Below are 25,081 nucleotides of genomic sequence, written 5' to 3'. Positions count from 1 at the left end.
TGCTATTTATAATCGAAACATATGAATGAGCCAGTAAAAAATAAAACACCGGTATTACAAGAGCAATTATGCTTTTCGGTATATTCGCTGTCGCTGGCGATTAACAAGGTTTACCGGCCATTGTTAAAAAAGCTGGATCTCACTTATTCACAGTACCTGGTCATGCTGGTATTGTGGGAAGGCGATCAGCGCACCGTCAGTGATATTGGTGAGCAACTGTTTCTCGACTCAGCCACCTTAACGCCTTTGTTAAAGCGACTGGAAGTGGCGGAACTGGTGCAGCGTGTGCGCTCTAGCCAGGATGAGCGCCAGGTGATTATTTGCCTGACTGAGCCAGGGCGGCAACTGCGCCAGCAAGCAGCAGGCATTATGGATGACATGCTGTGTGCCATGGGCTGTTCACTGGAGGAGCTGGGTGCGTTACGTGAGCGCCTCAATAGCCTGCGCAATCATTTGATTCAGCACGTTGCCTGAGCCTCAGGGCCTAAAAACAGGGGTTTCATTTTTTTGACATTTAAGTAGTGCACGATTTAATTTTGCGTTATCAACCTAGAAATTATTTTTTAATGGGAACATTTTTTAACCGAAGGGAATGAAGATGAAATTAAGCGCCGTTGTCAGTCTGTTATTTGCCGCGTCACTCACCGCAGCCCATCCAGCTCTGGCGGATGATACACCGGTGACCGAACAGCTGGTGAATACGTTAACGACCTTGTCTGGTGGGCCGCATGCTGGTTATCGCGCCAACCATGCCAAGGGCGTGATGGTGGAGGGCACATTTACGCCGACTGCACAGGCAGCCGGGATTAGCCAGGCCGCGCATTTCCAGAAAGCGTTGCCAGTACTGGTGCGTTTTTCTAATGCCACTGGTGTGCCTAATATCCCCGATGCGAATGGCAATGCTTTCCCTAAAGGCATCGCCATCCGCTTTCAATTGCCAGATGGCACAGCGACAGACATTGTGAGTATTTCTGTGAATGGTTTTCCGGCTGCCACGCCTGAGGACTTTTTGGGTTTGCTCAATGCGGTACGTGATTCACAAGGTAGCACGGCTAAACCTAGCCCGGTGGAGCAGTTTTTAGGATCACATCCGGCAGCGCTTAAATTTGTCACCACCCCCAAACCAGCGCCGGTGAGTTTTGCCACGCAGCCATTTTTTGGGGTGAATGCATTTCAGTTTACCAATGCAGCGGGTAAGGCAGTGTATGGCCGCTACCAGATTGTGCCGGTGGCTGGCGCACAATATTTAAGTCAGGAAGTTGCTGATAAAGCGGCCCCCGACTACCTGATGACAGACATTGTTGAGCGCGTGCAGGCCAAAGGTGTGCAATATAAGCTGTTGCTTCAATTGGCTGAGCCAGGGGATGAGGTGAACAATGCGACCGTGGTATGGCCAGACAGCCGGAAAACGGTAGAGCTGGGTACGCTGACTTTAAATAAAGCGGTCGCAGACAGCAAAGCTGCAGAAAAACCGATTATGTTTAACCCGCTGCAACTGACAGACGGTATTGCGCCTAGCCAGGATCCTATCTTGCTGGCACGGCCAACTGCTTATGCCGTGAGTTTCGGCAGGCGTTTAGCCCATTAATCTTAAAGTGAGTCCTGCGCGGCCGGGGTGTCAGGCCGCGCATTTTTTTGTGGTTTAATTGGCGACAAACGTAATGGCTTTACCGTTAATGCAATAACGCAAGCCACTTTCGGTTTTGCCATCTGGAAACACATGCCCCAGATGTGCGTCACACACATTACATTTCACTTCAACGCGCTGCATGCCGTGGCTCTCGTCAGCAAAGTAGGCAATCGCATTGCTGGCCAACGGTTGGTCAAATGAGGGCCAGCCAGAAGCGGATTCAAATTTCTGCCCTGAATCAAACAGCACTTGCTCACAGCAGGTACAGGCGTAGCGCCCCGGCGTAAAAGCGACACACATTTCAGAAGAAAACGGCCGCTCGGTCGCACTCAGGCGGGTAATCGCAAATACTTCATCATCCAGAATTTCGCGCCAGGCGCGTATGGATTTTTGTAATTTGTGATCAGGTGCCAGGTTGCCTTCTCTGGCGAGTTTGAGAATATCTTTCCATTTCAACATGATGTTAATCCATTAGCGATGATGCACGGCGCAGACGACAAAAAATGCTTAACCAGTGGTTTCCCCTGTCTTTTTCAAACATACAGGTGCGGCACTGGCAGATAGACTACAGACTATCGAGTATAACATTATCGCAATGGTTCGCCAGGCAGGAGGCTTCCCTTGATCGTCAGATCCAGACCACATTTGTTTGAGCTGTTTTTCATCATTAAAGGCTCGATTGTGCTCAGAATCATGCCGCTGCTGGTATTCGTAGCGACTTTGTCTGCGGCGGTGGTGTCGGTGTATACCTTCAGGCCAGACTGGTTGCCTAAATTTGATGGCGGGCCATTTGCCTTGCTGGGAATCACCTTGTCCATCTTTCTCGCTTTTAGAAACAATGCCTGTTATGAGCGCTGGTGGGAGGCACGTAAAATCTGGGGGGAGTTTGTACTGACCTGCAGAAGTCTGGGGCGTTTAAGTGTGGTGCTGGATGAGCCAGGTGGCGCGATCAGCAGCCAGCGCCAAAGCCTGTTGAAATATGGCATTGCCTATGCGCACGCATTGTTGATCCAGCTACGTCCGGCCAGCTCATCATTCAAGCTACAGGCCATGCTGCCAGAGGCACTTTATCAGACCGTGCGTACCAGCCGCAACCCGCCAGAAGTCATTTTGCGGGCCATGCAACAGTTACTGGTAGAAGCTTTGCGCAACCAAAAAATTGAGGTGATTCAGTTTCAAATGCTGGATGAGTTATTGCAGCGGTTGGCGCTGGCGCAGGCGTCTTGTGAGCGTATCCAGAATACGCCTATCCCGTTTGGTTATACGCTGTTGCTGCATAGAACCGCTTATACCTTTTGTTTTTTGCTCCCGTTTTGTTTTGCCAATACCCTGGGTTGGGCGACGCCGTTTGTGACCGCGCTGGCAGCTTATACCCTGTTTGGCCTCGACGCCTTGGGTAATGAGCTGGAAGAACCTTTTTCTTTGGGCGCCAATGCCTTACCGATCAATGCCCTGACCGATATGATAGAAATCGACCTCAAAGAGGCGTTACGTGAGAGTGATATTCCACCTTCACCGCTGCCTAAAGACTTTGTGCTGATGTAGCTAAAGTGACTCTAAAAACCTGATTAAGGCAGCACGCTCTTCTTTGTTCAGGTGCAGAAAACGCTCTTTGGCAGTCGCGGCCTCTCCGTCATGCCATAGGATTGCTTCCTGTAAGGTGCGTGCACGTCCATCATGCAAAAAGCCAGCATTGGCATGCACGGCTTTTGCCAAGCCTATGCCCCATAGTGGCGGGGTGCGCCACTCACGGCCAGTGGCGATAAAATCCGGCCGCTGGTCTGCCAGCGCTTCCCCCATATCATGTAATAACAAATCAGTATAAGGGCTTAAGCGCTGCTGCTTGAGTGCGGCCAAGTTTGGCCCACTGTGCAATTGATCTGTGTGGCATTCAATGCACTGTACTTGTTTGAACAAGGCAGACCCACGCGTGATTTCGGGGGTAACAAGGGCAGGTGGCGGCACGGCCAGCATGCTTAAATAAAACTGGATATCGTCTAATTGCTGATCTGAGAGTTCGGGGGATTTGCGGGTTTGCGCAAGACAAGCGGCTTGTTGTGCGCTGCAATTCTCATGTGGAAACAGGCTAGAGGTAATGCTCAGGTCACCATGAAAAGCGCTGGCAATCTGTTGTCGTAAATTGGGCACATTGGCTTTCCAGCCAAATTTGCCGATCACCACTTTTTGCTGAGCAATGTCCCACACCCGGTTTGGCCGACCGCCAATGCCTGCCGGTTTACGGCGCTGAGCCTGCCGTAAAATGTCTTCCTCGCTGATATTCTCCAGCCAGCCCAGGCCAAACACTGCCGGCGCAATACGGGCAGAGGTTTGCACTGCATCAAGCGGGCCATACGCCAGGTCGCGGAAGCTGAGCTTGGGTCGCCGCAAAAGAATTTTCTCACCATCGGCAAAAGTCACCGTCAGTGGCTCATAGTCAATCTGCGCCATCCCTTCGCTGGCAACGCCGGGTGCCGCAAACTCATTTAACTGGTCGCCATAGACTGGATGCGGCAGCGAGGTGTTCTGTGGGCCCGGAGTGCCTAGCCTGACTAGCATGGCTTTCATAGATTGATGTGGGCCATCCGGTGCAAATCCACGGCCATTGCCGGGGTGGCAGGCCACGCAGGAAAAACGGTTGTATAGCGGACCCAAACCATTAAAGCGGCTATCTTCGCTGCCGTGGAGCGTCCAGACCTGGCGAAACAGGGTACGCCCGGCCTGGAATGTATTCAAAGCCGCGGTGTCTGTGAGGCTGGCAATAGGGTATGTATAGGCATCAGCCGTGCGTGGTGGATGTGGGATGGTCGCTTCTTGGGCCATGGCTACCTGGCTGAATAGCCAACATAGCAGCAGCCTCATGCCAAAAGTGACCATGGTCTTACTGGTTAACCAGTAACGCTTGTAATGCATTGGCCGCTGCCTGGTAGCGCGCTTTTGCCAGCTCGCCCCATTGTTTGGTCAAGCTTTCGCGCTCGCTGGGTTGGGCCGCCTGGAATGCGGCCAGATGTTCAGCAGTGAATAAGGCTGGTTCTGCCAGCAGTGGTTGCAGCAGTTGCCGCTCAATGTCATTGATTTTGTCTGGATCACGCTTCAAATGGCGCGCAAAAGTGATATTCACAAACAGCGATTGCAGCAATGCCTGGTGTTTGACCAGGTTGGCTTCAAAAAAAGCATTCAGTATGTTTTGTTCAGCCACATCGCGTACATGCTCGTCCTTGAGCGCGGGGGCGGCATAGGGGGTAAAGTAGCCCTGTGGTTTGTGTGCATAGGCGCTAGGGTCTACAGGCAATTTGCGGATATCAGGCGCAAACAGTAATTGCTGCCCGCTAGGGGAGAGCGTGAATTGTGCAAATGCTTCAGCGGCAGCCTGGTGAGGTGCCTCTTGCATGATGGCGACATGGGCCGGGGAGTAGGCGACGATAGGCGGGTAAACGTATTGCAGCGGTGCGCCTTTGGCAATGGTTGAGGCAGCAAAAAAGTCCATGGTAATGCCGACCGTGGCGCGTCCGGCAACCACTTCGTCTGTGATAAACGTGGCGCCGTTATCAATAAAACGTGCATTTAGTACAATTTTGCTCAGCATGGCCCAGCCGTCTGTCCAGGATTTCCCGCGTAACATGGCATCAATCAGACCCGCTGCAAACCCGACTTTTGTCGGCAGGGGAAAAGCAATCATGCCTTGCAACGCTGGATTGGTGAGGTCTTGCCAGTCTTGTGGCTGGCGAAGCTTCGCTTTATCCAATGCAGTTGGCGCAATCACCATGCCCAAGCCGGCGATTTCCGTCGCGGCATAAAAACCTTGTGGGTCATTGAGCAAGGTACCATGCAAACTGGCAGGCGCGTGTATCCATACCGGGTCCAGTTTTTGCAGCAACCCTTGTTTTGCCAGTCGGCTGAAGTTTTGCCGTGAAGGCGTCCAGTAGACATCCACTTCGCCCGGGTGTTGGCTGAGATAGCTGAACGCGTCATTCGATTGTTTCCACAACACCTCCAGCCGGTATTGTGGAAAATCCTTCTCAAAAGCCGCTTCAAATTGTGAAATCATTTCCTGCGGATAACTGGTCATGACCACCACCTTGTCGGCGGCGGTCGCGACTAAGCTGCCCAGTAGCAGGCCACCCCCCAGCAGTAGTTTTTTGAACATTTTTGCAAGGTGGTGGCGGTTAGTCATGGCAATAGGACCGATTAGAATTGGTAACGGCTTGATAACAGGAAGTTACGCCCCTGAGAAGGATAGCCTGCCGACAACTCATAATTCTTGTCGAGCAGATTATTGGCAGCAAAAGACACTGCCCAGTTGCGAACGATCATGTAATCAACCTTGAGGTTCAGTAAGTCATAGGAGCCCGTTTTCACAAAGCTTGGCCCAGCAATTCCGCCAAGCTGCTGTGACCAACGGCTGTCGGCAACCTCATAGCTCGGCACAATGTTCCATTTGTCTGTTGGATTCCATTTTGCATAGAGGAAGCCTTTGTTTTTGGGTGTCGCCAGATAAGGATACAGGGTAACCGTGCCTGGCGGAGGTGTAATTTCGGCGTCTATCCAAGAGTAATTACCACCTACTTCGAGTGTCGACCGTACCGAGGCTACTAACCCTAGTTCTATACCCTTGATCGTGGCTGTACCCACATTACGGTTCTGGTTCTCGTTGCTGTCGATGGTTCCGTTTCCATTGAGGTCCAGTGGTACCGACTGGATATAGTCCTTAATTTTGTTATGGAAGATCGCGGCAGTTCCGCGTATGCCTGGCAGCAGCGTATCTTCAAATCCGAGTTCGATATTGTTTGCGCGTTCAGGATTGAGACCAGGGTTTGAGGACGCACTGTTGAAACGAGTGCTGTAACGTTCGAAGATGGTTGGAAAGCGCGTACGATCAGAAACCGAGAAATGTGCTTTGCCACCTGGACGATAGCGCCAGATTGCAGCCCCCTGGTAGTTTGTCGCACTGTTATCAATCAGCGGGTAGTTGACCATGGCGCCAGCGGTAAAATCCTCAGCCTTTGTGGGGGCGCGTTTGTCGAAGCTGATGCCGCCAACGAGGTCAACTGTTTCTGTTACATGCCAGGTATCTTCCACCGCAAATGACCAAGTTGATTCGATATTGCTCTGCTTCGGTTCAGGCGGGTTGTTGTTAGCTGCGACTGCCGAGTTGTTGGTTCGATTCGTGTTCCATTCAATATGCTCGTCACGACGGTAGTGTAACGATGTTTTCAGGGTTTGCTGTGCAAGATGGTGGGTGCCAAGTTCAATGCTAAACCCTTTAGAATTATCATCATAGATACTCGAGTTCGCCAAGATGCCGAGGCGATTTCCGCCACCTGGAGCGACAGTATAGAAATCTAACTGGTTATCAAAGGTATTGTAATAAATGCGAGTCTTCAGATAAGTTTTGGCGTCAAGTTTGGTGCTAGACAAAAAATATAAACTGCTGGTATCCCATACAGGCCAATCCCAGAGACGAGTGACGCCGCCGCTAGTTTGCACATCATCATTCCCTCGTACGGGTGGGGCACGATGCTTTTCGCCGCTCTGTTTGGAATAGTTGAGCGAGTATTCATCTGTTTCGTTTGGGGTGAAGCCAAGCTTTAGGCTGCCACGCCAGTCATTCGAATCGGAGAAGTTACGAATGCCGCTACCCTGATAGTTAGGCGCAGTGGTTGGTAATTCGGAGCGGTAATCCTTGGACAGTCGCCAACCGTCAATGTCACGTTGCTGGAGGTTGGCTTGCCAATAGAATTTTTCTTGCTTGCCGCCTAAATTCGCATACCAGATATCACCATCATGCTGGCCACTTCCACCCATTAGCGCTGAGTAACGTACTTCACCTTCAAAACTCTTGACGGGCTTACGCGTCACCAAATTGATGGCGCCACCCATGCCGTCTGGGCCGTTGATGACCGAGACATAACCTTTGGCGACTTGAATTTCCGAAAGGTCGGGTGTCAAGAAACGACCGAAATCGATACGACTGTCTGCAGGCAGAAAAAGACGGATGCCATCTATGGTCAACGGAACACGTGTACGATCTAAACCGCGCAAGCTAATATCCGACTCATTACGTCGGCCTGCCCCGGAAACTTGCGTGGTGGCTACGCCAGGAATCAGGTTAAGTGCATCAGCGACACCATTCTTACTAAAATCCCAGAGTTGTTCGCGGTCAAGAGTTGCTGTACCCAGGGGGCTTTCTGAATCGCGCTTACCAGTTACCGCTATTTCGCCCAAGGTGAATATCTCGCTATTTTCTTCTGCCAGCGCCTGAGCGCTGACGCCTCCCAGCAGACAAGCGATGATGCCCGCAATTTTTTGTTGATGTGACGCTGTCACGATGGTTGTCCTCTCGTTGCAGTATTGTTTTTATAAGAAAAATCTTCAATATATCCATATGGGAATAGCGTGTGGCGCGATGAGCGTTGATCTTTCTTACCCCTTAAGCCATCATGGATTTTAGCATCGTTATACCCAATAGGGAATATCGAAAAGCTAAAGAAAATGATGCTTTGGAAGGGTGAGTGGTTATTTGTGTAGCGTTTACTTTTGGTAGCGTGAAAGGGGCAGGTCTTGCGTCTCTATGGCAGTTTTCTCATGCGCCATCAGGTCAGCCAGCACTTGGCCAGAACCGCAGGCCATGGTCCAGCCCAAAGTGCCATGGCCGGTATTCAGCCATACATTCGGATAGCGGGAATCTGCCTGGCCAATAATAGGGGTGCCATCCGGTGTCATTGGGCGTAATCCAGTCCAGAACAACGCTTGTGATATATCCCCTGCATGTGGAAATAATCCATTTAAGACCATCTCCAGTGTTTGGCGTCGGCGTGGGTTGAGGGTCAGGTCAAAACCAGCCAGTTCCGCCATGCCCCCTATGCGGATACGTTGATCAAAGCGGGTAATCGCCACTTTGTAGGTTTCATCCATCACTGTCGAGACAGGGGCAGCATCAGCATGCATAATCGGTACGGTCAGGGAATAGCCTTTGACTGGATACACCGGCAGATTCAAGCCTAATCCTTGCATGAGCTGACGTGAGTAGCTGCCCAGGGCGACCACATAATGATCTGCCATCAAAGTGTCGGTACCATGCGCATTTTTAACTTCTACACCAAGTAACTGGCCTTGTTGTGTGATCAGGCGCTCGATAGCGATGTCTTGCCTGAATTGCACGCCTAGTGTTTGTGCTTCTAGCGCCAGCCGTGAGGTAAATAGCTGGCAATCGCCAGTTTCATCACCGGGCAAATACAAGCCACCCAGCAACTGGTCTTGCACGTGCGCCAGTGCAGGCTCAATGCGCGTGCAGCCTGTAGGGTCCAGGTGCTCAAAAGGCACGCCCATGCGGCTGAGCACGGCAATATCCTTAGCTTCAGCGGCCAGTTGTTTAGGTGTGCGGAAGACTTGCAGCGTACCGCGGCTACGCGCTTCATATTGGATGCCGGTATTGGTACGCAAGGTGCGCAAGCAGTCGCGGCTGTATTCTGCCAGGCGCACCATGCGTGATTTGTTGAGGTCGTAACGCGCGGTGGAGCAATTGCCTAGAAATTGCGCAATCCATTGCAGTTGCCATAAGCTGAAATCGGGTTTGAGCGAGAGTGGGGCATGGCGTTGAAACAGCCATTTGAGGGCTTTGAGCGGAACGTCTGGGCCTGCCCAAGGCGCCGCATAGCCCGGTGAGATTTGGCCTGCATTGGCAAAGCTGGTTTCCAGGCCAACCGCTGGCTGGCGGTCGATGACGGTGACTTCAAATCCTTTTAATGCCAGGTAATAAGCACTTGTTACACCAATCACACCAGAACCCAGCACCAACACACGCATGATGACACTCCTACGACTGCAACTGACGATATCACTTATGTTTTAAATGACATCAGCCATATTATCAAACTTGATAATCAAGTTTGCGTAAGGGTTATGTTTTTATCGCCCTAGGCCGTGAGTTTTTCCAGCGCTTCCACCATCACCTTGGCGGGGTCACAGTCTGTTTGCGCGGCAATTTCCACCATGCCGGTGGGGCTGGTGACATTTACTTCGGTTAAATAGTCACCAATCACATCGAGCCCGACTAAAAACAGGCCGTGTTGTTTGAGTATTTTGCCTACAGTTTCAGCGATTTCCTGGTCGCGTGCGCTTAGTGCTTGGGCAACCCCTTTACCGCCAGCGGCCAGGTTGCCACGGGTCTCGCCTGTTTTGGGGATGCGCGCGAGTGCGTAGGGGAGCGGTTCGCCATTGATGATCAGGATGCGTTTATCACCTTTGCTAATCTCGGGAATATAGCGCTGCACCATAATGGTTTGCGTTTCAAATCGGGTCAGCGTTTCGAGGATGGCGTAGATATTCGGGTCATCTTTACGCAAACGGAAAATACCACTGCCGCCCATGCCATCAAGAGGCTTGACGATAATGTCCTCATGTTCGGCCAAAAAGGCCAGTATTTTTTCCTGTTTGCTGGTGACGATAAACGGTGGCGTGAATTGCGCAAAACGGGTCACCGATAATTTTTCGTTCCAGCCACGAATGGCGGCCGGGTCGTTGAGGATGCGTGCGCCTTGTTGTTGCGCCAGTTCGAGTAAATAGGTGCTGTAGAGGTATTCGTTATCAAACGGCGGGTCTTTGCGCATGAGCACGGCATCAAAGCTGTGCGGTGCTTGCGTGGTTTTTTCACCGGTTTGCCAACCGCCATCTTCAACAAAGGCAAAAGACTGGGCATCTACTCGCACGGTTTCGCGTTGCAGGTGCCAGTCGTGCTGTTCACACACATAGACTGCGTGGCCACGTGCCTGGGCGGCGCGCATGATAGCGAGGCTGGTGTCTTTGTAGCTTTTGAGTGATGCCAGCGGATCCAGAATAAACAGCAGTTTCATTATGCGCCTCGGCGGTATTTAATCATTCAACGGGTCGTTTTCTTGCAGCTCCATGCCTGCGGCTAGCAGTGCCAGGCGCGCGACCACGCCATAGGCATAGAAACGGTTTGGCGGCGCATCAGGTGCGCCCGCACAGTCGGGCAGGGTACAGGGTTTTTCAAACGCGAGAGGGGCAAAATGCATGCCGGGCGCATTGAGGTTTTCATCAATGCCGCGGCTGGTGTGCACGCGGTAAAAACCACCAATCACAAAGTGATCCATCATGTACACCACCGGTTCGGCCACGGCATCATTGATGTTCTCAAAGGTATACACGCCTTCCTGGATCATCACTTCAGACACCTGCATGCCTTCTTTAATCACCGACATTTTGTTGCGCGCTTTACGGTTGAGGTCGCGCACTTCATCCGCCGATTTGACGCTCATGATGCCCATGCCATACGTGCCAGCATCGGCTTTGACGATGACAAACGGTTGTTGTGTGATGCCGTATTCGTCATATTTGGCCTGAATCTTTTTCAGGATAGCATCGACTTTGTCTGCCAGTAAGTCTTCACCGACGCGGGCATGAAAATCAATGCCGCTAGCAATGTCAAAATACGGATTCAGCAACCAGGGGTCGATCTGCAGTAATTGCGAAAACTCGTCGACCACTTTGTCATAAGCGGCAAAGTGCTGTGATTTACGGCGGGTAAACCAGCCTGCATGCAAGGGCGGAATCAGGGTTTGTTCCAGGTTTTGCAACATGTCTGGCACGCCGCCGGACAAATCGTTGTTGAGCAAAATAGCACAGCTATCAAAGGCCGGATAATCCACGCCTTCAAACGAAGCCGCGTTTAATTGCAGGCGATTTTTGACGCGCACCAGCGGTTCCAGAATCAATGGCAGGCCGTCATGGGTTTCCAGTTTGGTGATTTCGGTAATCTCAGGTGACAGGCTGCCGACGCGTACTTCCATGCCTGCGGCTTTGAGGATATTGCACAGTTCAACCACGTTGCGCAAGTAATAGGTATTGCGGGTATGGTTTTCCGGGATGAGCAACAAACGGCGTGCGTCCGGGCAGATTTTTTCGACCGCCACTTGGGCCGCTTGCACAGCTAGGCTCAGAAACTCAGGATTGAGGTTATTAAAACCACCAGGGAACAGGTTAGTATCAACAGGTGCCAGTTTAAACCCGGCATTGCGCAGGTCTACACTGGCGTAAAACGGGGCGGGGATTTCCTGCCATTTGCTGCGAAACCAGTGCTCGATATCCGGCATGGCTTGCAACACGCGTTTTTCCAGCGTGTATAGTGGACCGCTCAAAGCCGTTGTTAAATGTGGAACCATGTTTGCTCCTGTGCTTGTTATTGGTGGGCCGGGTTGTCGGCGCTATTTATGCTGATGGTTGTTCTATCACGGCGTGGGCTTGTTGATCCGCATGATAACTGCTGCGTACCATCGGGCCGCTGGCTGCGTTGTCAAAGCCCATGGCGTCGGCCTGTTGTTTAAACCAGTCGAAGGTTTGCGGCGTGACGTAGCGCAACACGGGTAAATGGTGCACGCTGGGTTGCAGGTATTGCCCCAGCGTGAGCATGCTGACGTTATGCGCACGCAAGTCACGCATAACCTCAATAATCTCTTCGTCGGTTTCACCCAGTCCTAGCATGAGGCCAGATTTGGTAGGCACATCCGGGTACATCAGGCTGAATTGCTTCAGCAGGTCTAGCGAGTGCTGGTAGTCAGAGCCGGGGCGCGCCTGTTTGTAGAGGCGTGGTACGGTCTCCAGGTTATGGTTCATGACGTCCGGCGGCGCTTCACGCAGGATTTTGAGTGACACATCCAGGCGGCCACGGAAGTCAGGAACCAGGATTTCGATTTTAATCTGCGGCGATTGCGCGCGAATGGCGCGGATACAATCGACAAAGTGTTGGGCGCCACCGTCAGGCAAGTCATCACGGTCGACCGAGGTCACGACTACATAACGCAGTTTCATCTGTGCAATCGTGCGCGCCAGGTTTTCCGGTTCGTTCGGGTCAGGTGGCAAGGGCTTGCCATGTGCCACGTCGCAAAACGGGCAACGGCGGGTGCAAATGTCGCCCAGAATCATAAAGGTGGCCGTGCCGCCGCTAAAGCATTCGCCTATGTTGGGGCAGCTGGCTTCTTCACAGACGGTGTGCAGATTGTTATCGCGCAGCACCTGTTTGATTTCCTGGAAACGTGCCGAATCTGGCACTTTCATGCGTATCCATTCCGGCTTGCGCAGCATGGGTTGCGGCACGATTTTAATCGGGATGCGCGATGTTTTGGCGGCGTCTATCTCTTTGACACCGGCCACTTTTTTGGCCGGGCGTACGCTGACCGGATGCTCTTGGTTGGAATTATCTGACATGCGTCAGTTTCTCTTTCAATCGTTGGGTTAAATCTGCTGCGATCTCTGCCATATTCAGCGCGATATTTAAATCCCGGGTTTGCGTCATTTGCATGCCAGCATAACCACACGGGTCAATGTCGGCAAACGGCTGTAAATCCATGTCTATATTCAAACTCAGGCCATGATAGCAGCACTGGTTTTTCAGGCGTAGTCCCAGCGAGGCGATTTTTTTTCCTGCCACATACACGCCGGGGGCATCTGCACGTGCGACGGCGGCAATGCCATGCGCGGCCAAAAATTCTATCAGGCTGTTTTCCAAGATGGAGACAAGTTGCCGCACATTCAAGTGGCTACGTGCCAGATCAATCAGGCAATAGATAATGAGCTGGCCGGGGCCGTGGTAGGTAATCTTGCCGCCACGGTCTACATTGACCACAGGGATGTCGTTTTGCGGCAGGCGTACCCCCCGGCGGTTAAGGCCTAAGGTATAGACGGGTGGATGCTCGGTGATCCATAGCTGGTCGGGGGTGTCTTGGCTACGTGCTGCGGTAAAGGCCTGCATGTCAGCCAGCGTGGCCGCATAATCAGTCAGGCCCAGCTGGCGGATTTGCAGAGCAAGCATGGAGGCAAGGCTGGTTACAGCACGACCTTGACCATCGGGTGCGAGGTCAGGCTGCGATAAATATCGTCCAGTTGTGGTTTGGAGGTCACATACACCAGGCAGGTCAAACTCAGGTATTTGCCATTGCTGCTGCCACGCATCTCGATCAGGTGCGTATCGAACTCTGGCCAATGGCCCTGGATAACACGGGTGACTTCAAGGGTGAAGTCATCATGCGTTTCACCCATGACCTTGATCGGGAAGTTGGTTGGAAACTCAATCAGGGTTTCTTCCGCCGCAGGCGTTTGCTCTTGCTGGGTCATGGGGTCACCTACCTTTGTGTTCGTTCAGCGTTATGACAACAAGGGTTTACTGCAAATACAGGCGCACCTGGTCGATCATGCGTGAGAAGATATTGCTGGCCTCAACGGCATGCACGGTGACCAGTGGCACGCTATGCACCACTTTGCCACCCAGGCTAAAGTCCACCGCGCCCACGGTTTGATGCGCTTTTAATGGCGCCTCTAGTGGTTTGGCAATGCGCAGGTTCGCCTTCATATTGGCATACTCACCTTGCGGTAATGTTAAATAGACTGGTTTGGCGACCGTTAAATCAACTTCGCTTTCGGTGCCTTTCCAGACTTTTTGACGCGTAATGGCTTTGTCAGCCGCATAAATCAGTTTGGATTCATAAAACTGGAAACCAAAATTCAGCAGCTTCTGGCTTTCGGCCGCGCGTACATTATCTGAAGTGGTGCCGAGTACTACAGAAATCAAGCGGAAGTCACTACGCTTGGCTGAAGAAATCAGGCAGTAGCCAGCAGATTCGGTGTGGCCGGTCTTCATGCCGTCGACGGTCGGGTCGATAAACAACAGGCGGTTGCGGTTAGGCTGCGTGATGTTGTTATAGGTATAAGACTTCTGTGAGTATAAACGTGCGTAGTCCTGCGGATAGTCGCGGATCAGGGCGTTGGCCAGGATGGACAAGTCACGCGCCGTCGTTGTGTGGGTCGGGTCTGGCAGGCCAGTGGCATTGACGAAGTGGCTGTTTTTCATGCCCAGCGCCGCGGCTTTTTTGTTCATCAGGGTTGCGAACAGTTCTTCACTGCCTGCAATGCCCTCTGCCAGCGTAATGGCGGCATCGTTGCCGGACTGAATAATCAGGCCATGCAGCAGCTCATCCACCGTCACCGTCATGGTGGTGTCGATAAACATTTTGGAGCCTTCGACCTTCCAGGCTTTTTGGCTGACTGGCAAGGTTTGTGTCAGTGCCAGGCGTTTTTGCTTCACCGCCTCAAAAGTCAGGTAAGCCGTCATCACCTTGGTGAGCGAGGCTGGTTCCACCGGCATATCCGGGTTATTAGCCGCCAGCAGGCTGCCAGTGTTGGCATCACGCAGTACAAAGGCTTTGGCCGCCAGCGTTGGGGTCGGCACATTGCCAGTGATGGCTTCTGCCGCCACGGTCATCAAAGGAATCGAAAGTAGAAAAGCAATACAAGAACGCCACATGGTCATCATTTAACGAGAAAAAAACTTAATGAGAAAACAGCTCACAGGAAAATACTAGCGCGAAAATATCAGCGCGGGTAACTGCAATTGGTCACGCATCTGGTTGGCGGCCTGGGTCGCCAATGCGTGATCTGGATAAGGCCCCAGAACTATCTGGAACACTTTTCCATTATACACTTTGTTGAGCATGGATTGTGTTTCGGGCAGGGCGCTGAAGATGCGCTGTTGCAGGCGGTCTGCGTTCTCTTCCTGGCCGAAAGCGCCTACCTGCACATATACGCCATTTGCATCCAAGGTCGACAATGGTTTTGCCGTGGTAATGGTGCGCGTGACCTGCACTGTCTCTTGCGGAAGTGCTTGTGTGTTTGTTATGGGTGGCGCAGTTGTGGCCGTGCTCTCTGATGGCTGCGAGGGGTCGATTAATGTCACCTGTACCTGGGCCGAACCGTGGCGGGTGATATCCAGCTGTTTGGCGGCGGCATAAGACAAGTCGATGATACGATCACGGCCAAAGGGCCCGCGATCATTGACGCGCGCCATGATGGTTTTGCCATTGCTGAGGTTGGTAACGCGTACATAGCTCGGAATCGGCAACGTACGGTGTGCCGCGGTCAGTTTGAACATATCATAAGGTTCACCACTGGCGGTTTTGCGGCCATGAAACTTCTTGCCATACCACGAGGCATGCCCGGTTTGCGTGTATGGCGTGCTGAGGTCAGACATAGGCGTCACGGTTTCACCGTTGACGATATACGGCTTGGTCGTGCCTTTGACAATCGGCTCCACCTTAGGTGTGATGGTGGTTTCGAGCGGAATATTCGGGTCTATGCCATCGGTGGCATTGCCGCTACTTTCAGGTTTGGGGTCTATGTTAATCACTTTGGGGCCACCCATGATTGAGCCATTGCTGGCCGGAGCATTAGTGGCCGGCATGGGTGCGCTGTTGGCAGGGTTGCTCGCTGCTGGTTTTGTCGGCGGCGTTGAAGGCGCGGTCTGCCGCGGCGGCATGCTGCTGCTACAGGCGGCCAGCCAGATTGTCAGTGTGATGATGCATAACCGTTGCAAGTGAAAAAACATCCAGTTCCTTAATCGGTATTGACGCGCCTAATCTGTGGCGACCAGGCGTTTGTGTGATTGCACACTCATTAACAAGCCCAGGCTCAGGCCTAGGGTTAATAGTGACGTGCCACCATAGCTGACCAACGGTAATGGAATCCCGACCACGGGCAAAATGCCGCTCACCATGCCCATGTTCACGAAACAATAGGTAAAGAAAGTCGCCGCAATGCTGCCTGCCAGCAAGCGTGAAAAGGTACTCTTGGCTTGTGACGCGATAATGAAGGCGCGGCCAATAATAATGGTAAATAGCAGTAATAACAGGCTGCAGCCGACCAGGCCAAACTCTTCAGCAAAGACGGCAAACACAAAGTCGGTCGTTCTCTCGGGCACAAAGTCGAGTTGCGACTGTGTGCCATTGAGCCAGCCTTTGCCGGTACTGCCGCCAGAACCAATGGCAATGGTGGCCTGGATAATATGGTAACCGGCGCCCAGCGGGTCCTGGCTCGGGTCGATCAGAATCTCTACCCGGCGGCGCTGGTAGTCGTGCAGCATGGACCACAAAATTGGCAATGCGGCGCCAAATGCAATGGCGCTGCCAAAAATAAACTTCCAGCTGAGTCCGGCCAAAAAGATGACATAAAAACCGGCAGCAAACACCAGTGTGGCGGTGCCCAGGTCGGGTTGTTTGGCGATCAGCAAGACTGGAACCAGCAAAATGACCCCTGCAACCACATAGTCTGCGGTACGCAGCATGCTCTCACGCTTGGAGAAATACCAGGACAGCATGATAGGCACGGCCAGTTTCATCAGTTCGGATGGCTGGATTTTGGTCACGCCTAGGTTGAGCCAGCGCCTGGCGCCATGGCTGATATCTCCCACCAGGGCGACAGCAATCAGCAAGGACAGGCCTAGCAGGTAGGCCGGTAAGGCAATACGCTCTATATGCTGTGGTTGTGTGTTGGCCACCAGTAACATGACGCCCATCATGACCACGATATTGACGAGCTGTGCATTGACTTTGAGCATAGACTGCCCGGACGCGCTGTAGAGCACCATCAGTGCGACCACCAGCACCATGAGCACGGTGGCCAGTAAAATGGAGTCGATATGCCGGATAAAGTGGCCTATCCATTGTCTAATCATGAGGCTCCTCCTCTACTTCAGGCGCATTGGTGACCGTGGTTTCAGGCACGGGGGCTGCATTGGGGTCTACCGGCACTTTGCCTAGCAAATAATAATCCATGGCCTTGCGTGCAATCGGGCCCGCTGTCGAGCCACCGTGGCTGCCATTCTCGACAATGACGGCGATGGCAATTTTCGGGTCTTCTGCCGGAGCATAGGCAATAAACCAGGCATGATCGCGATGACGTTCGGCGATCAGTTTTTCGTTGTATTTCTCATTCTGTTTGATACCAACCACCTGCGCAGTCCCGGTTTTGGCAGCAATGTCATAGCCTGCATTGGCACCGACGGCTGCAGCAGTGCCACCAGGACGGGTCACGTCCATCATGCCCAATTTGACGATATCCAGATTCTGCGTATTGAGCGGAAGCTGGTCGGCAACGGTGTGTGGCAGCATCTTGACCTGATTCGTTTTGGCATCCACGATGGCGTTGACTAGGTGCGGACGGATGGCTTTACCACTATTCGCCAAGGTGGCTGTGGCGTAGGCCAGCTGCATAGGTGTGACCAGGGTATAGCCCTGGCCAATGCCGACGATGACGGTTTCGCCCATATACCATGGTTGCTTGTAGCGCTTTTGCTTCCAGGCCGGGGTGGGCAGCAAGCCTGACAGCTCGCCCTGGATATCAATATTGGTTTTCTCGCCAAACCCAAAGTGGCGTACAAAGTCCGTCAGCCGTTCAATCCCCAGCTCAACGGCCAGGCCATAAAAAAACGTGTCACAAGACACGGTAATGGCTCTGCGCATATCAACGGCGCCATGGCCGGAAGGCTTCCAGTCGCGGTAGCGGTGGCGGCTGTTGGGCAGCATGAAATAGCCCGGGTCGCTGATAGTGAAGGGCGGCTGACGCTTGCCGGACTCCAGCCCGGCCAATGCCACAAACGGCTTGAAGGTAGAGCCTGGTGGATAAATCCCTTTGAGTGAGCGGTTAATCAGCGGTTTGTCAGGTGAGTTGTTCAGGTTGTTCCAGTTGTCGTAATCAATTCCATCCACAAACAGGTTGGCATCAAATGATGGCATGCTGACCATGGCCAAGACCTCACCGGTCTTAGGTTGTATGGCCACTAGTGCACCCCGGCGACCGGCGAACTCATGCTCGACGATTTCCTGCAGCTTGGCGTCCATGGACAGCACAATATTGTTGCCAGAGGTGGGGGACGCGCTTGAAAGCACACGCACAGCGCGGCCATCGGCATCAATCTCCACCTGTTGGAAACCGGTAATGCCATGCAGGTCTGCTTCATAGGCCTGTTCTACTCCGGCTTTGCCGATATGTTCGGTGCCTTTGTAGTTAGAAAGCTGGTTGCTCTCTTTGAGTTGCTTGAGGTCATTTTCATTGATGCGGCTGATATAGCCAATCCCATGCGTACCCAGCGTGCCATAAGGGTAATGTCTAAAAAGTCGTGATTTGAGCTCAACACCCGGGAAGCGGAAGCGATTGACGGCAAACTTGGCCGCTTCGTACTCATTGAGGTGGGTGCGGATGGGAATGCTCTCAAAGGTGTGACTTTGCGCGCGTAGTTTTTTAAAGCGTTTTAAATCGGTAGCAGAAATTTCGACCAGCTTACCCAGTTCGGCAATCGTGTCCTGCAAATCATCTGTTTTGGAGGGTGTGATTTCCAACGTATAGACAAAAAAGTTATGCGCCAGAATGATGCCGTTACGGTCTGAGATCAGGCCGCGGTTGGGCGTGATCGGGACAATTGAAATACGGTTATTCTCCGCCAGGGTCTGGTAGTAGTCATAGCGGAAGACTTGCAGGTAGTAAAAACGGCCAAGCAGCGCAGAGAATGCGCTGAGGACCATGAGGATCAGAAACACCAGACGAACCCGGAACTTGTGCTGTTCGTTTTGGTGGTTTTTGAGTTCGGTACTATACCCCATTGCTTATAACTTCTTCGGGCGGGTCAGTTCGCCAAACCAGATAATCATGCATTGCCACAATATGAGGTCGGAAATCACGGGCAAGCCGTAAGTCCAGTCCGGCAATTCGCCGCCAGCAAACAGTTTCAGCAGCAAAATCAGCGCGCGTTGCGCACCAAACAGAAAGATGACATATAAATAAAGTTGCCAGCGGTTAAACAGTACCAGCCTGCGCTGGTAAATCAGGCCCAGAAAAGCGGTCACTGCAAAGGTCAGTGCATGCTGTCCGAGCAGGCTGCCCGTCGATAAATCGACCAATAGCCCGGCAAACCAGACCCAGCCAATGTTGCAATGGTAGGGCGCTTGCAGCAGCCAGTAAATCATAATCACCAGCAAAAAGTCTGGGCGGATAATGATGCCGGTATTGGACCAGGGGTAAAGCTGGAAGGTAAGCCCGACCAGCATGGTAAACAGGAATGTGCTGAATTTAACCGGCTTCATGGGTGCTCCGGTGTGGCAGGCGTGTTATCAGGTGTTGCTGCTGCGCCACTGTCGGGGCTGGCAGGGGCCGCATCTAAAACGGGTGTTTCTGTGGCCGGATGCGGATCAACGGCGGCGTTGTTTTTTTGCAGTACTTCCACCACTGACTGGTCCAGGTGCTGCGCATTGTTGCGCGGCAGCACAGGGCGGTTTTCGCTGGCCTGGTTCATGGCGGGCGTATCCGGCATCTTGAGGATGAGTACGTGTTTATGGTTGTTGACGCCTGCAATCGGACGGCTGATGATTTTGGCAAACGGCGAGTCCTGGCTTTGCTTGATCTGGGTGACGACGGCCACCGCCAATCCTGCCGGATACACGCCATCAATGCCGGAGGTGACTAGTTTGTCGCCGACCTTGATGTCCACACTGGTTGGCAGGTATGGAATATCCAGCGTGTTGCGCTTGCCTTCACCAAACGCAATCGCACGTAACTGGTTGCGCTCAATCTGGATGGGAATCGACAGTTTTTTATCGGTAATCAGTGTTACTTCGCTGGTGAATGGATAGACGCGCGTAATCTGCCCTACCACCCCTTGTTCATCCACCACGGCTTGTCCGGGGGTGATGTCATGGCGGCTGCCACGGTTAAGCGTGATGATGTTGCTGAACGGGTCGCGCCCCATGTGCAACACTTCGCCTAGTGTGGCTTGCGGGATAATGGGCAAATCACCCGCGAGCAGCGTGCGTAAGTGTACGTTTTCGGCATCCACGGTTGCCAGTCGCTGTAAGGCGGCATGGTCTATCAAGGCTTGTTGTTTGAGCTTGAAGTTGTCCTGAATGAGCTGGTTGTGTGAGGTGAAGTAGGTGTTAATGTTGCGCCCCCACTCATTAGGGGCGCTGGCCAGCACCTCCAGCGGGTGCAGGGCGGTGCTGAACCATTGGCGAACCTGGCTCAGGTAATCAAAGCGCGCATCCACGGCCATCATTACCAGTGACAGCGTGCAAAAAAACATCAGGCGTGAGAAAGGCTTGGGTCCCTGGATAAAAAAAGCCGGGGACTCCTGAGGGTCAAGCTGTTGGTGTATGCCTTTTAGCATGATCGGGTGCGCGCCAACGTTGCCCCGAATTATTCGCTAGCAAAAACGTTGCCCAGCTTATCCATTTCTTCCAGCGCACGGCCACAGCCTCGGGCAACGCAAGTCAGTGGGTCTTCTGCAACGATGACTGGCAGGCCAGTTTCTTCTACCAGCAGGCGGTCCAGATCGCGCAGCAGGGCGCCACCGCCGGTCAGTACCATGCCTTTTTCGGCAATGTCGGCACCCAGTTCTGGAGGGGTTTGCTCCAGGGCAGATTTCACCGCACCGACGATAGAGTTCAGTGGCTCAGTCAGGGCTTCGAGGATTTCGTTGCTGGAAATGGTGAATTTACGTGGCAAGCCTTCTGCCAGGTTGCGGCCGGTGACTTCCATTTCGAGGACTTCAGAACCCGGGAAGGCAGAGCCGATTCTTTTCTTGATGGCTTCAGCGGTTGGCTCGGAAATTTGCATGCCGTAGTTACGGCGGATGTAGTCGATAATCGCCTGGTCAAACTTGTCACCACCAACACGCTCAGATTTGGCGTAAACGATACCGCCCAGCGAAATCACGCCGACTTCCGTGGTGCCGCCGCCGATATCCACCACCATGGAGCCTGTTGCTTCAGCCACTGGCATATCGGCGCCAATTGCCGCGGCCATCGGCTCTTCAATCAGGAATACCTGTTTGGCACCGGCGCGCTCGGCGGACTCTTTAATCGCGCGACGCTCAACCTGGGTGGAGCCAACCGGCACACAGATAATGATGCGCGGACTAGGAGAGAACCAGCGGGATTCGTGTACTTTGCGGATAAAAAACTTGAGCATTTGCTCGGTGATGGTGAAGTCGGCAATCACACCATCTTTCATCGGGCGGATGGCCTGAATGTTTGCAGGCGCACGGCCCAGCATGCTTTTCGCATCTGAACCAACGGCTAACAACACTTTTTTGCCATTGGGGCCGCCTTCGGTACGAATCGCCACCACCGACGGTTCATCCAGCACGACGCCCTTACCACGCACGTAGATCAGGGTGTTGGCGGTGCCAAGGTCAATGGCAAGGTCATTGGAGAAGTAGCTGTTGAGTGAACCGAACATGTTTTATCCTGTGAAGTTTCCGACTTTAGAACTGCTCGCTAAGTGCGGCATAAAATCAAGGTATAATAGCGCAAAACGCACATGAAATTAAGATGTGCTTTCAAAATCTTACAGACAATTAACCAGACATGGCACTGAATCTAGATGATATCAAGCGTATCGCGCATTTGGCCCGCATTGAGGTCAGCGATAGCGAAGCGCAGGAAACCCTGAACAAACTTTCTGGCATCCTCGGTTTGATCGAGCAAATGCAGGCCGTCGACACCACGGGCATTACGCCTATGTCACACTCGCAAGACGTGACGCAGCGCCTGCGTGAAGACGTGGTCACCCAAACCAACCAGCGCGAGCTGTTCCAGTCTATTGCCCCGGCAACACAGGATGGCCTCTACCTGGTGCCCAAAGTCATTGAATAACAGCGGTCTTTCTACGCGATTTTACGGTTCTCATTATGATTAACAGTAGTCTCAAGCAGCTAGGCCAGCAGTTGGCCAGCAAACAAGTATCCAGTGTCGAACTGACGCAAGCCTATTTGCAGCGCATGGCGCAGCTTAACCCGACCATTAATGCCTATGTCACCATAGACGAAGACAAAACGCTGGCGCAGGCCAGGGCCGCTGATGCACGCATCGCAACTGGTGATTTCGGTCCGTTGACCGGTATCCCGCTGGCGCAAAAAGATATTTTCTGTGCCAAAGGCTGGCGCACCACCTGTAGCTCAAAAATGCTGGAGACCTTTATCTCCCCCTATGACGCACATGTCATCAGCCAGTTTGATGCTGCGGGTGCGGTGAACCTGGGTAAAACCAATATGGACGAGTTCGCCATGGGCTCTTCCAACGAAACCAGTTATTTTGGTGGTGTAAAGAACCCGTGGGACTTTGACCGCGTACCGGGAGGTAGCTCGGGTGGTTCTGCCGCAGCCGTCGCCGCACGTTTATGTGCGGCAGCAACGGGTACCGATACCGGTGGTTCAATTCGTCAGCCCGCTTCCTTGTGTGGCTTTACTGGTTTGAAGCCGACTTATGGCCTGGTTTCGCGTTACGGCATGATCGCGTTTGCCTCTTCTCTGGATCAGGCTGGCCCGATGGCTAAATCTGCCGAAGACTGTGCCTTAATGCTCAACGTCATGGCCGGTTTTGATGAGCGTGACTCCACCAGCGTTAACCGTGAAAAAGAAGACTACACGCGTGGCCTGGCGGCCATGACTGGCGAGCAGCCGCTCAAAGGCTTGCGTATCGGCTTGCCTAAAGAATACTTTGCTGAAGGCCTGAGTGCTGATGTGGCCAAAGTGATCGAAACGGCCATTGCCGAATACAAAAAACTGGGTGCTGAGATTGTGGAAGTCAGCTTGCCTAACAATAACCTGTCGATTCCGGTGTATTACGTACTGGCCCCTGCAGAAGCCTCGAGCAACCTGTCACGTTACGACGGTGTGCGTTACGGTCACCGTGCTGCCGAATACAACGACCTCATGGAAATGTACATGAAGTCGCGCGCCGAAGGCTTTGGTGCGGAGGTTAAACGCCGCATCCTGATCGGTACCTATGTGCTGAGCGCCGGTTATTACGACGCCTACTATCTCAAGGCGCAGCAAATCCGCCGCCTGATTGCGCAGGACTTTGTCGAAGCCTTCAAGCACTGTGATGTGATCATGGGTCCGGCTGCCCCTTCGACAGCCTTTAAAGCCGGGGAGAAGACCAGTGACCCGGTGGCTATGTACCTGGAAGACCTGTACACCATTGCTGTCAACCTGGCCGGTTTGCCTGGCATGAGTATTCCGGCTGGTTTTGCGCAAAATAGTGAAGGTAAAGCGCTACCGGTAGGCTTGCAGATTATCGGCAATTATTTTGATGAGGCGCGCATGCTGGAGATTGGCCACGCCTATCAACAAGTCACGGATTGGCATACGCAAATGCCTGAAGGAATCGCATAATGCAGTGGGAAGTCGTCATCGGGTTGGAAACCCACACTCAGTTACAAACTAAATCCAAACAGTTTAGCGGTGCTTCGACCACCTATGGGGCTGATCCAAATACGCAGGCCTGTGAAGTGAGCATCGCTTTGCCAGGTGTGTTGCCAGTACTCAACAAAGAGGCCGTTGAATGCGCCATCAAGTTTGGTTTGGCGATTGAGGCTGAAATGGCTCCACGTAGCGTGTTTTCGCGCAAGAATTACTTTTATCCTGATTTGCCCAAGGGCTACCAGATCAGCCAGTTCGAGTTGCCGGTCGTTGGTAAAGGCAAAATCACCATCCAGGTGCCTGCGACTAAAAATACCGAAGCTTATGAAAAAGTGATCAATATCACGCGGGCGCATCTGGAAGAAGATGCAGGTAAATCTGTACACGGCGCCGTTGAAGGTATGTCTGGGATAGACCTGAACCGCGCCGGGACGCCGTTGCTGGAAATCGTCACCGAGCCGGATATGCGTAGCGCAGCCGAAGCGGTGGCTTATGCCAAAAAACTGCACGAGCTGGTGCAATGGATAGGGATCTGTGATGGCAACATGCAGGAAGGCAGTTTCCGTTGCGATGTGAACGTGTCAGTACGCCCCAAAGGGTCTGATAAATTAGGCACGCGCCGTGAAATCAAAAACCTCAACTCGTTCAAGTTTATGCAACAGGCGATTGAGTATGAAACCCAGTGGCAAATTGAAACATTGGAAGATGGCGGCACTATCCAGCAGGCCACCGTGCTGTTTAATCCGGATACGGGGGAAACGCGCGCCATGCGCAGCAAGGAAGAAGCCAACGATTATCGCTACTTCCCTGACCCTGACTTGCTGCCATTGGAAGTCACTGAGGCGGATAAAGCACGTGTAAAAGCGCTAATGCCTGAGTTGCCGCAAGCCTTGCAGGCACGTTTGGTGAGTGAATACCAACTGTCGAGCTATGATGCCAGTACATTGACTGCTTCTCGCAGTCAGGCCGATTATTTTGTGGCGACCGTGGCCGCAGGCGCAGAGCCCAAGCAAGCGGCAAACTGGGTGATGGGCGCGTTGTCAGCCAAGCTCAACGCCGAAGAAAAATCCATTGTAGATAGCCCGGTGTCTGCCGCGCAATTGGCGGCATTGCTCAAGCGTATTGCCGATAACACGATTTCTAACAATGCGGCCAAGCAGGTGTTTGAAGGCTTGTGGGCCGGTGAGGGCGAAGTTGATGCCATCATTGAAGCCAAAGGCCTCAAGCAGGTGTCTGATACTGGCGCCATTGAAGCGATTATCAATGAAGTGCTGGCAGCTAACCAGGCCATGGTCGATGAATACAAAGCCGGTAAAGAGAAAGCCTTTAATGCGCTGGTGGGTCAATGCATGAAAGCGTCTAAAGGCAAGGCCAATCCGGCACAAGTCAACGAGCTACTTAAAGCCAAATTGGGTTAAACC

The 25,081-nt window shown here is 52.8% G+C and carries 24 protein-coding genes; 7 read left to right on the top strand and 17 right to left on the bottom strand.

Going from position 1 to position 25,081, the window contains the following annotated elements:
* Positions 1-21: 21 nt before the first annotated feature.
* Both INP79_RS01020 and INP79_RS01015 read left to right on the top strand, forming a co-directional pair.
* Positions 22-474 (top strand): MarR family winged helix-turn-helix transcriptional regulator, encoded by a 453-nt coding sequence (locus INP79_RS01020; RefSeq protein ID WP_194752581.1) that lies wholly within the window; start codon positions 22-24, stop codon positions 472-474.
* Positions 475-598: 124 nt separating this feature from the next.
* Entirely contained in the window at positions 599-1,588 is a 990-nt protein-coding gene (locus tag INP79_RS01015; RefSeq protein WP_194752580.1) for a catalase family peroxidase, read from the top strand.
* Between the two features lie 54 nt (positions 1,589-1,642).
* Here INP79_RS01015 and msrB read toward each other — a convergent pair whose 3' ends face one another.
* The gene (msrB, locus tag INP79_RS01010) at positions 1,643-2,089 is read right to left on the bottom strand and encodes a peptide-methionine (R)-S-oxide reductase MsrB (RefSeq protein WP_194752579.1); all 447 of its coding nucleotides are present in this window, start codon (positions 2,087-2,089) and stop codon (positions 1,643-1,645) included.
* A gap of 162 nt (positions 2,090-2,251) precedes the next feature.
* On the opposite strand from msrB, the gene INP79_RS01005 reads away from it, so the two are divergent.
* On the top strand, positions 2,252-3,175 hold the full coding sequence (locus tag INP79_RS01005; RefSeq protein WP_194752578.1) for a bestrophin family protein: 924 nt from the start codon (positions 2,252-2,254) through the stop codon (positions 3,173-3,175).
* On the opposite strand, the gene INP79_RS01000 is transcribed toward INP79_RS01005, so the two are convergent.
* The 11 genes from INP79_RS01000 to INP79_RS00950 all read right to left on the bottom strand — a co-directional run bounded on the left by INP79_RS01000 (position 3,176) and on the right by INP79_RS00950 (position 15,836).
* Positions 3,176-4,540, bottom strand: a complete 1,365-nt coding sequence (locus tag INP79_RS01000; protein WP_228519662.1) for a di-heme oxidoredictase family protein — start codon at positions 4,538-4,540, stop codon at positions 3,176-3,178.
* Positions 4,509-5,774 carry an ABC transporter substrate-binding protein gene (locus tag INP79_RS00995; protein WP_194752577.1) on the bottom strand — a complete coding sequence of 422 codons (1,266 nt, stop codon included), beginning with the start codon at positions 5,772-5,774 and terminating at the stop codon, positions 4,509-4,511. The genes INP79_RS01000 and INP79_RS00995 overlap by 32 nt, the downstream gene beginning before the upstream one ends.
* Before the next feature lie 41 nt (positions 5,775-5,815).
* Complete coding sequence (locus INP79_RS00990) at positions 5,816-7,954, bottom strand: TonB-dependent receptor plug domain-containing protein (protein ID WP_370583201.1); 2,139 nt, start codon at positions 7,952-7,954, stop codon at positions 5,816-5,818.
* A gap of 204 nt (positions 7,955-8,158) precedes the next feature.
* Positions 8,159-9,433 (bottom strand): D-amino acid dehydrogenase, encoded by a 1,275-nt coding sequence (locus INP79_RS00985; protein ID WP_194752576.1) that lies wholly within the window; start codon positions 9,431-9,433, stop codon positions 8,159-8,161.
* Between the two features lie 110 nt (positions 9,434-9,543).
* Positions 9,544-10,479, bottom strand: coding sequence for a glutathione synthase (gshB, locus tag INP79_RS00980; RefSeq protein ID WP_194752575.1), 936 nt, complete (start codon positions 10,477-10,479; stop codon positions 9,544-9,546).
* 18 nt (positions 10,480-10,497) lie between these two features.
* Positions 10,498-11,808 (bottom strand): glutamate--cysteine ligase, encoded by a 1,311-nt coding sequence (gshA, locus tag INP79_RS00975; protein ID WP_194752574.1) that lies wholly within the window; start codon positions 11,806-11,808, stop codon positions 10,498-10,500.
* Positions 11,809-11,854: 46 nt separating this feature from the next.
* A complete protein-coding gene (gene lipA, locus INP79_RS00970) occupies positions 11,855-12,850 on the bottom strand; it encodes a lipoyl synthase (protein ID WP_194752573.1) in 996 nt (331 codons plus the stop codon).
* Positions 12,840-13,454 (bottom strand): lipoyl(octanoyl) transferase LipB, encoded by a 615-nt coding sequence (gene lipB, locus INP79_RS00965; RefSeq protein WP_194752572.1) that lies wholly within the window; start codon positions 13,452-13,454, stop codon positions 12,840-12,842. Before lipB ends, lipA begins: the two co-directional genes overlap by 11 nt.
* 14 nt (positions 13,455-13,468) lie before the next feature.
* Positions 13,469-13,756 carry a YbeD family protein gene (locus INP79_RS00960; RefSeq protein ID WP_019880868.1) on the bottom strand — a complete coding sequence of 96 codons (288 nt, stop codon included), beginning with the start codon at positions 13,754-13,756 and terminating at the stop codon, positions 13,469-13,471.
* Positions 13,757-13,802: 46 nt separating this feature from the next.
* Positions 13,803-14,900: a D-alanyl-D-alanine carboxypeptidase family protein gene (locus INP79_RS00955; RefSeq protein WP_194753794.1), complete on the bottom strand. Its 1,098-nt coding sequence runs from the start codon at positions 14,898-14,900 to the stop codon at positions 13,803-13,805.
* Between the two features lie 96 nt (positions 14,901-14,996).
* Positions 14,997-15,836 (bottom strand): septal ring lytic transglycosylase RlpA family protein, encoded by an 840-nt coding sequence (locus tag INP79_RS00950; protein WP_228519661.1) that lies wholly within the window; start codon positions 15,834-15,836, stop codon positions 14,997-14,999.
* On the opposite strand from INP79_RS00950, the gene INP79_RS15420 reads away from it, so the two are divergent.
* Positions 15,835-16,011, top strand: coding sequence for a hypothetical protein (locus tag INP79_RS15420; RefSeq protein WP_228519660.1), 177 nt, complete (start codon positions 15,835-15,837; stop codon positions 16,009-16,011). The genes INP79_RS00950 and INP79_RS15420 overlap by 2 nt on opposite strands.
* Before the next feature lie 35 nt (positions 16,012-16,046).
* Here INP79_RS15420 and rodA read toward each other — a convergent pair whose 3' ends face one another.
* From rodA to INP79_RS00925, 5 genes are read right to left on the bottom strand one after another with little or no spacing between them, the layout of a single operon-like run.
* On the bottom strand, positions 16,047-17,144 hold the full coding sequence (gene rodA / locus INP79_RS00945) for a rod shape-determining protein RodA (RefSeq protein WP_194742476.1): 1,098 nt from the start codon (positions 17,142-17,144) through the stop codon (positions 16,047-16,049).
* Positions 17,137-19,068, bottom strand: coding sequence for a penicillin-binding protein 2 (mrdA, locus tag INP79_RS00940; protein WP_194752570.1), 1,932 nt, complete (start codon positions 19,066-19,068; stop codon positions 17,137-17,139). The genes rodA and mrdA overlap by 8 nt, the downstream gene beginning before the upstream one ends.
* Positions 19,069-19,071: 3 nt before the next feature.
* Positions 19,072-19,548, bottom strand: coding sequence for a rod shape-determining protein MreD (gene mreD, locus INP79_RS00935; RefSeq protein ID WP_194742474.1), 477 nt, complete (start codon positions 19,546-19,548; stop codon positions 19,072-19,074).
* Complete coding sequence (mreC, locus tag INP79_RS00930) at positions 19,545-20,624, bottom strand: rod shape-determining protein MreC (protein WP_194752569.1); 1,080 nt, start codon at positions 20,622-20,624, stop codon at positions 19,545-19,547. The genes mreD and mreC overlap by 4 nt, the downstream gene beginning before the upstream one ends.
* Positions 20,625-20,653: 29 nt before the next feature.
* Complete coding sequence (locus INP79_RS00925) at positions 20,654-21,697, bottom strand: rod shape-determining protein (protein ID WP_018985380.1); 1,044 nt, start codon at positions 21,695-21,697, stop codon at positions 20,654-20,656.
* Positions 21,698-21,825: 128 nt separating this feature from the next.
* Between INP79_RS00925 and gatC the strand changes: the two genes are divergently transcribed.
* From gatC to gatB, 3 genes are read left to right on the top strand one after another with little or no spacing between them, the layout of a single operon-like run.
* Positions 21,826-22,113: an Asp-tRNA(Asn)/Glu-tRNA(Gln) amidotransferase subunit GatC gene (gatC, locus tag INP79_RS00920; RefSeq protein WP_194752568.1), complete on the top strand. Its 288-nt coding sequence runs from the start codon at positions 21,826-21,828 to the stop codon at positions 22,111-22,113.
* Positions 22,114-22,148: 35 nt separating this feature from the next.
* Positions 22,149-23,633: an Asp-tRNA(Asn)/Glu-tRNA(Gln) amidotransferase subunit GatA gene (gene gatA / locus INP79_RS00915; RefSeq protein WP_194752567.1), complete on the top strand. Its 1,485-nt coding sequence runs from the start codon at positions 22,149-22,151 to the stop codon at positions 23,631-23,633.
* Positions 23,633-25,078, top strand: coding sequence for an Asp-tRNA(Asn)/Glu-tRNA(Gln) amidotransferase subunit GatB (gene gatB / locus INP79_RS00910; protein WP_194752566.1), 1,446 nt, complete (start codon positions 23,633-23,635; stop codon positions 25,076-25,078). Before gatA ends, gatB begins: the two co-directional genes overlap by 1 nt.
* The last annotated feature ends 3 nt before the right edge of the window (positions 25,079-25,081 follow it).

Source organism: Methylophilus sp. QUAN (assembly GCF_015354445.1).
Classification (GTDB): domain Bacteria; phylum Pseudomonadota; class Gammaproteobacteria; order Burkholderiales; family Methylophilaceae; genus Methylophilus.
The sequence above is the reverse complement of the archived record's forward strand: the minus strand, read 5'-3'. Positions and strand labels throughout refer to the sequence as shown.

Bases quoted from the DNA above. Each gene is read 5' to 3' on its own strand.
- mreD (WP_194742474.1), bottom strand. From the start codon at position 19,548: ATGAAGCCGGTTAAATTCAGCACATTCCTGTTTACCATGCTGGTCGGG.
- INP79_RS01015 (WP_194752580.1), top strand. From the start codon at position 599: ATGAAATTAAGCGCCGTTGTCAGTCTGTTATTTGCCGCGTCACTCACC.
- INP79_RS01020 (WP_194752581.1), top strand. From the start codon at position 22: ATGAATGAGCCAGTAAAAAATAAAACACCGGTATTACAAGAGCAATTA.
- msrB (WP_194752579.1), bottom strand. From the start codon at position 2,089: ATGTTGAAATGGAAAGATATTCTCAAACTCGCCAGAGAAGGCAACCTG.
- INP79_RS00995 (WP_194752577.1), bottom strand. From the start codon at position 5,774: ATGTTCAAAAAACTACTGCTGGGGGGTGGCCTGCTACTGGGCAGCTTA.
- INP79_RS00955 (WP_194753794.1), bottom strand. From the start codon at position 14,900: ATGACCGTGGCGGCAGAAGCCATCACTGGCAATGTGCCGACCCCAACG.
- lipA (WP_194752573.1), bottom strand. From the start codon at position 12,850: ATGTCAGATAATTCCAACCAAGAGCATCCGGTCAGCGTACGCCCGGCC.
- gshB (WP_194752575.1), bottom strand. From the start codon at position 10,479: ATGAAACTGCTGTTTATTCTGGATCCGCTGGCATCACTCAAAAGCTAC.
- mrdA (WP_194752570.1), bottom strand. From the start codon at position 19,068: ATGGGGTATAGTACCGAACTCAAAAACCACCAAAACGAACAGCACAAG.
- rodA (WP_194742476.1), bottom strand. From the start codon at position 17,144: ATGATTAGACAATGGATAGGCCACTTTATCCGGCATATCGACTCCATT.
- INP79_RS00925 (WP_018985380.1), bottom strand. From the start codon at position 21,697: ATGTTCGGTTCACTCAACAGCTACTTCTCCAATGACCTTGCCATTGAC.
- mreC (WP_194752569.1), bottom strand. From the start codon at position 20,624: ATGCTAAAAGGCATACACCAACAGCTTGACCCTCAGGAGTCCCCGGCT.
- INP79_RS00985 (WP_194752576.1), bottom strand. From the start codon at position 9,433: ATGCGTGTGTTGGTGCTGGGTTCTGGTGTGATTGGTGTAACAAGTGCT.
- gshA (WP_194752574.1), bottom strand. From the start codon at position 11,808: ATGGTTCCACATTTAACAACGGCTTTGAGCGGTCCACTATACACGCTG.
- gatA (WP_194752567.1), top strand. From the start codon at position 22,149: ATGATTAACAGTAGTCTCAAGCAGCTAGGCCAGCAGTTGGCCAGCAAA.
- INP79_RS01000 (WP_228519662.1), bottom strand. From the start codon at position 4,540: ATGCATTACAAGCGTTACTGGTTAACCAGTAAGACCATGGTCACTTTT.
- INP79_RS00960 (WP_019880868.1), bottom strand. From the start codon at position 13,756: ATGACCCAGCAAGAGCAAACGCCTGCGGCGGAAGAAACCCTGATTGAG.
- INP79_RS15420 (WP_228519660.1), top strand. From the start codon at position 15,835: ATGATTGAGCCATTGCTGGCCGGAGCATTAGTGGCCGGCATGGGTGCG.
- lipB (WP_194752572.1), bottom strand. From the start codon at position 13,454: ATGCTTGCTCTGCAAATCCGCCAGCTGGGCCTGACTGATTATGCGGCC.
- INP79_RS00950 (WP_228519661.1), bottom strand. From the start codon at position 15,836: ATGGGTGGCCCCAAAGTGATTAACATAGACCCCAAACCTGAAAGTAGC.
- gatC (WP_194752568.1), top strand. From the start codon at position 21,826: ATGGCACTGAATCTAGATGATATCAAGCGTATCGCGCATTTGGCCCGC.
- gatB (WP_194752566.1), top strand. From the start codon at position 23,633: ATGCAGTGGGAAGTCGTCATCGGGTTGGAAACCCACACTCAGTTACAA.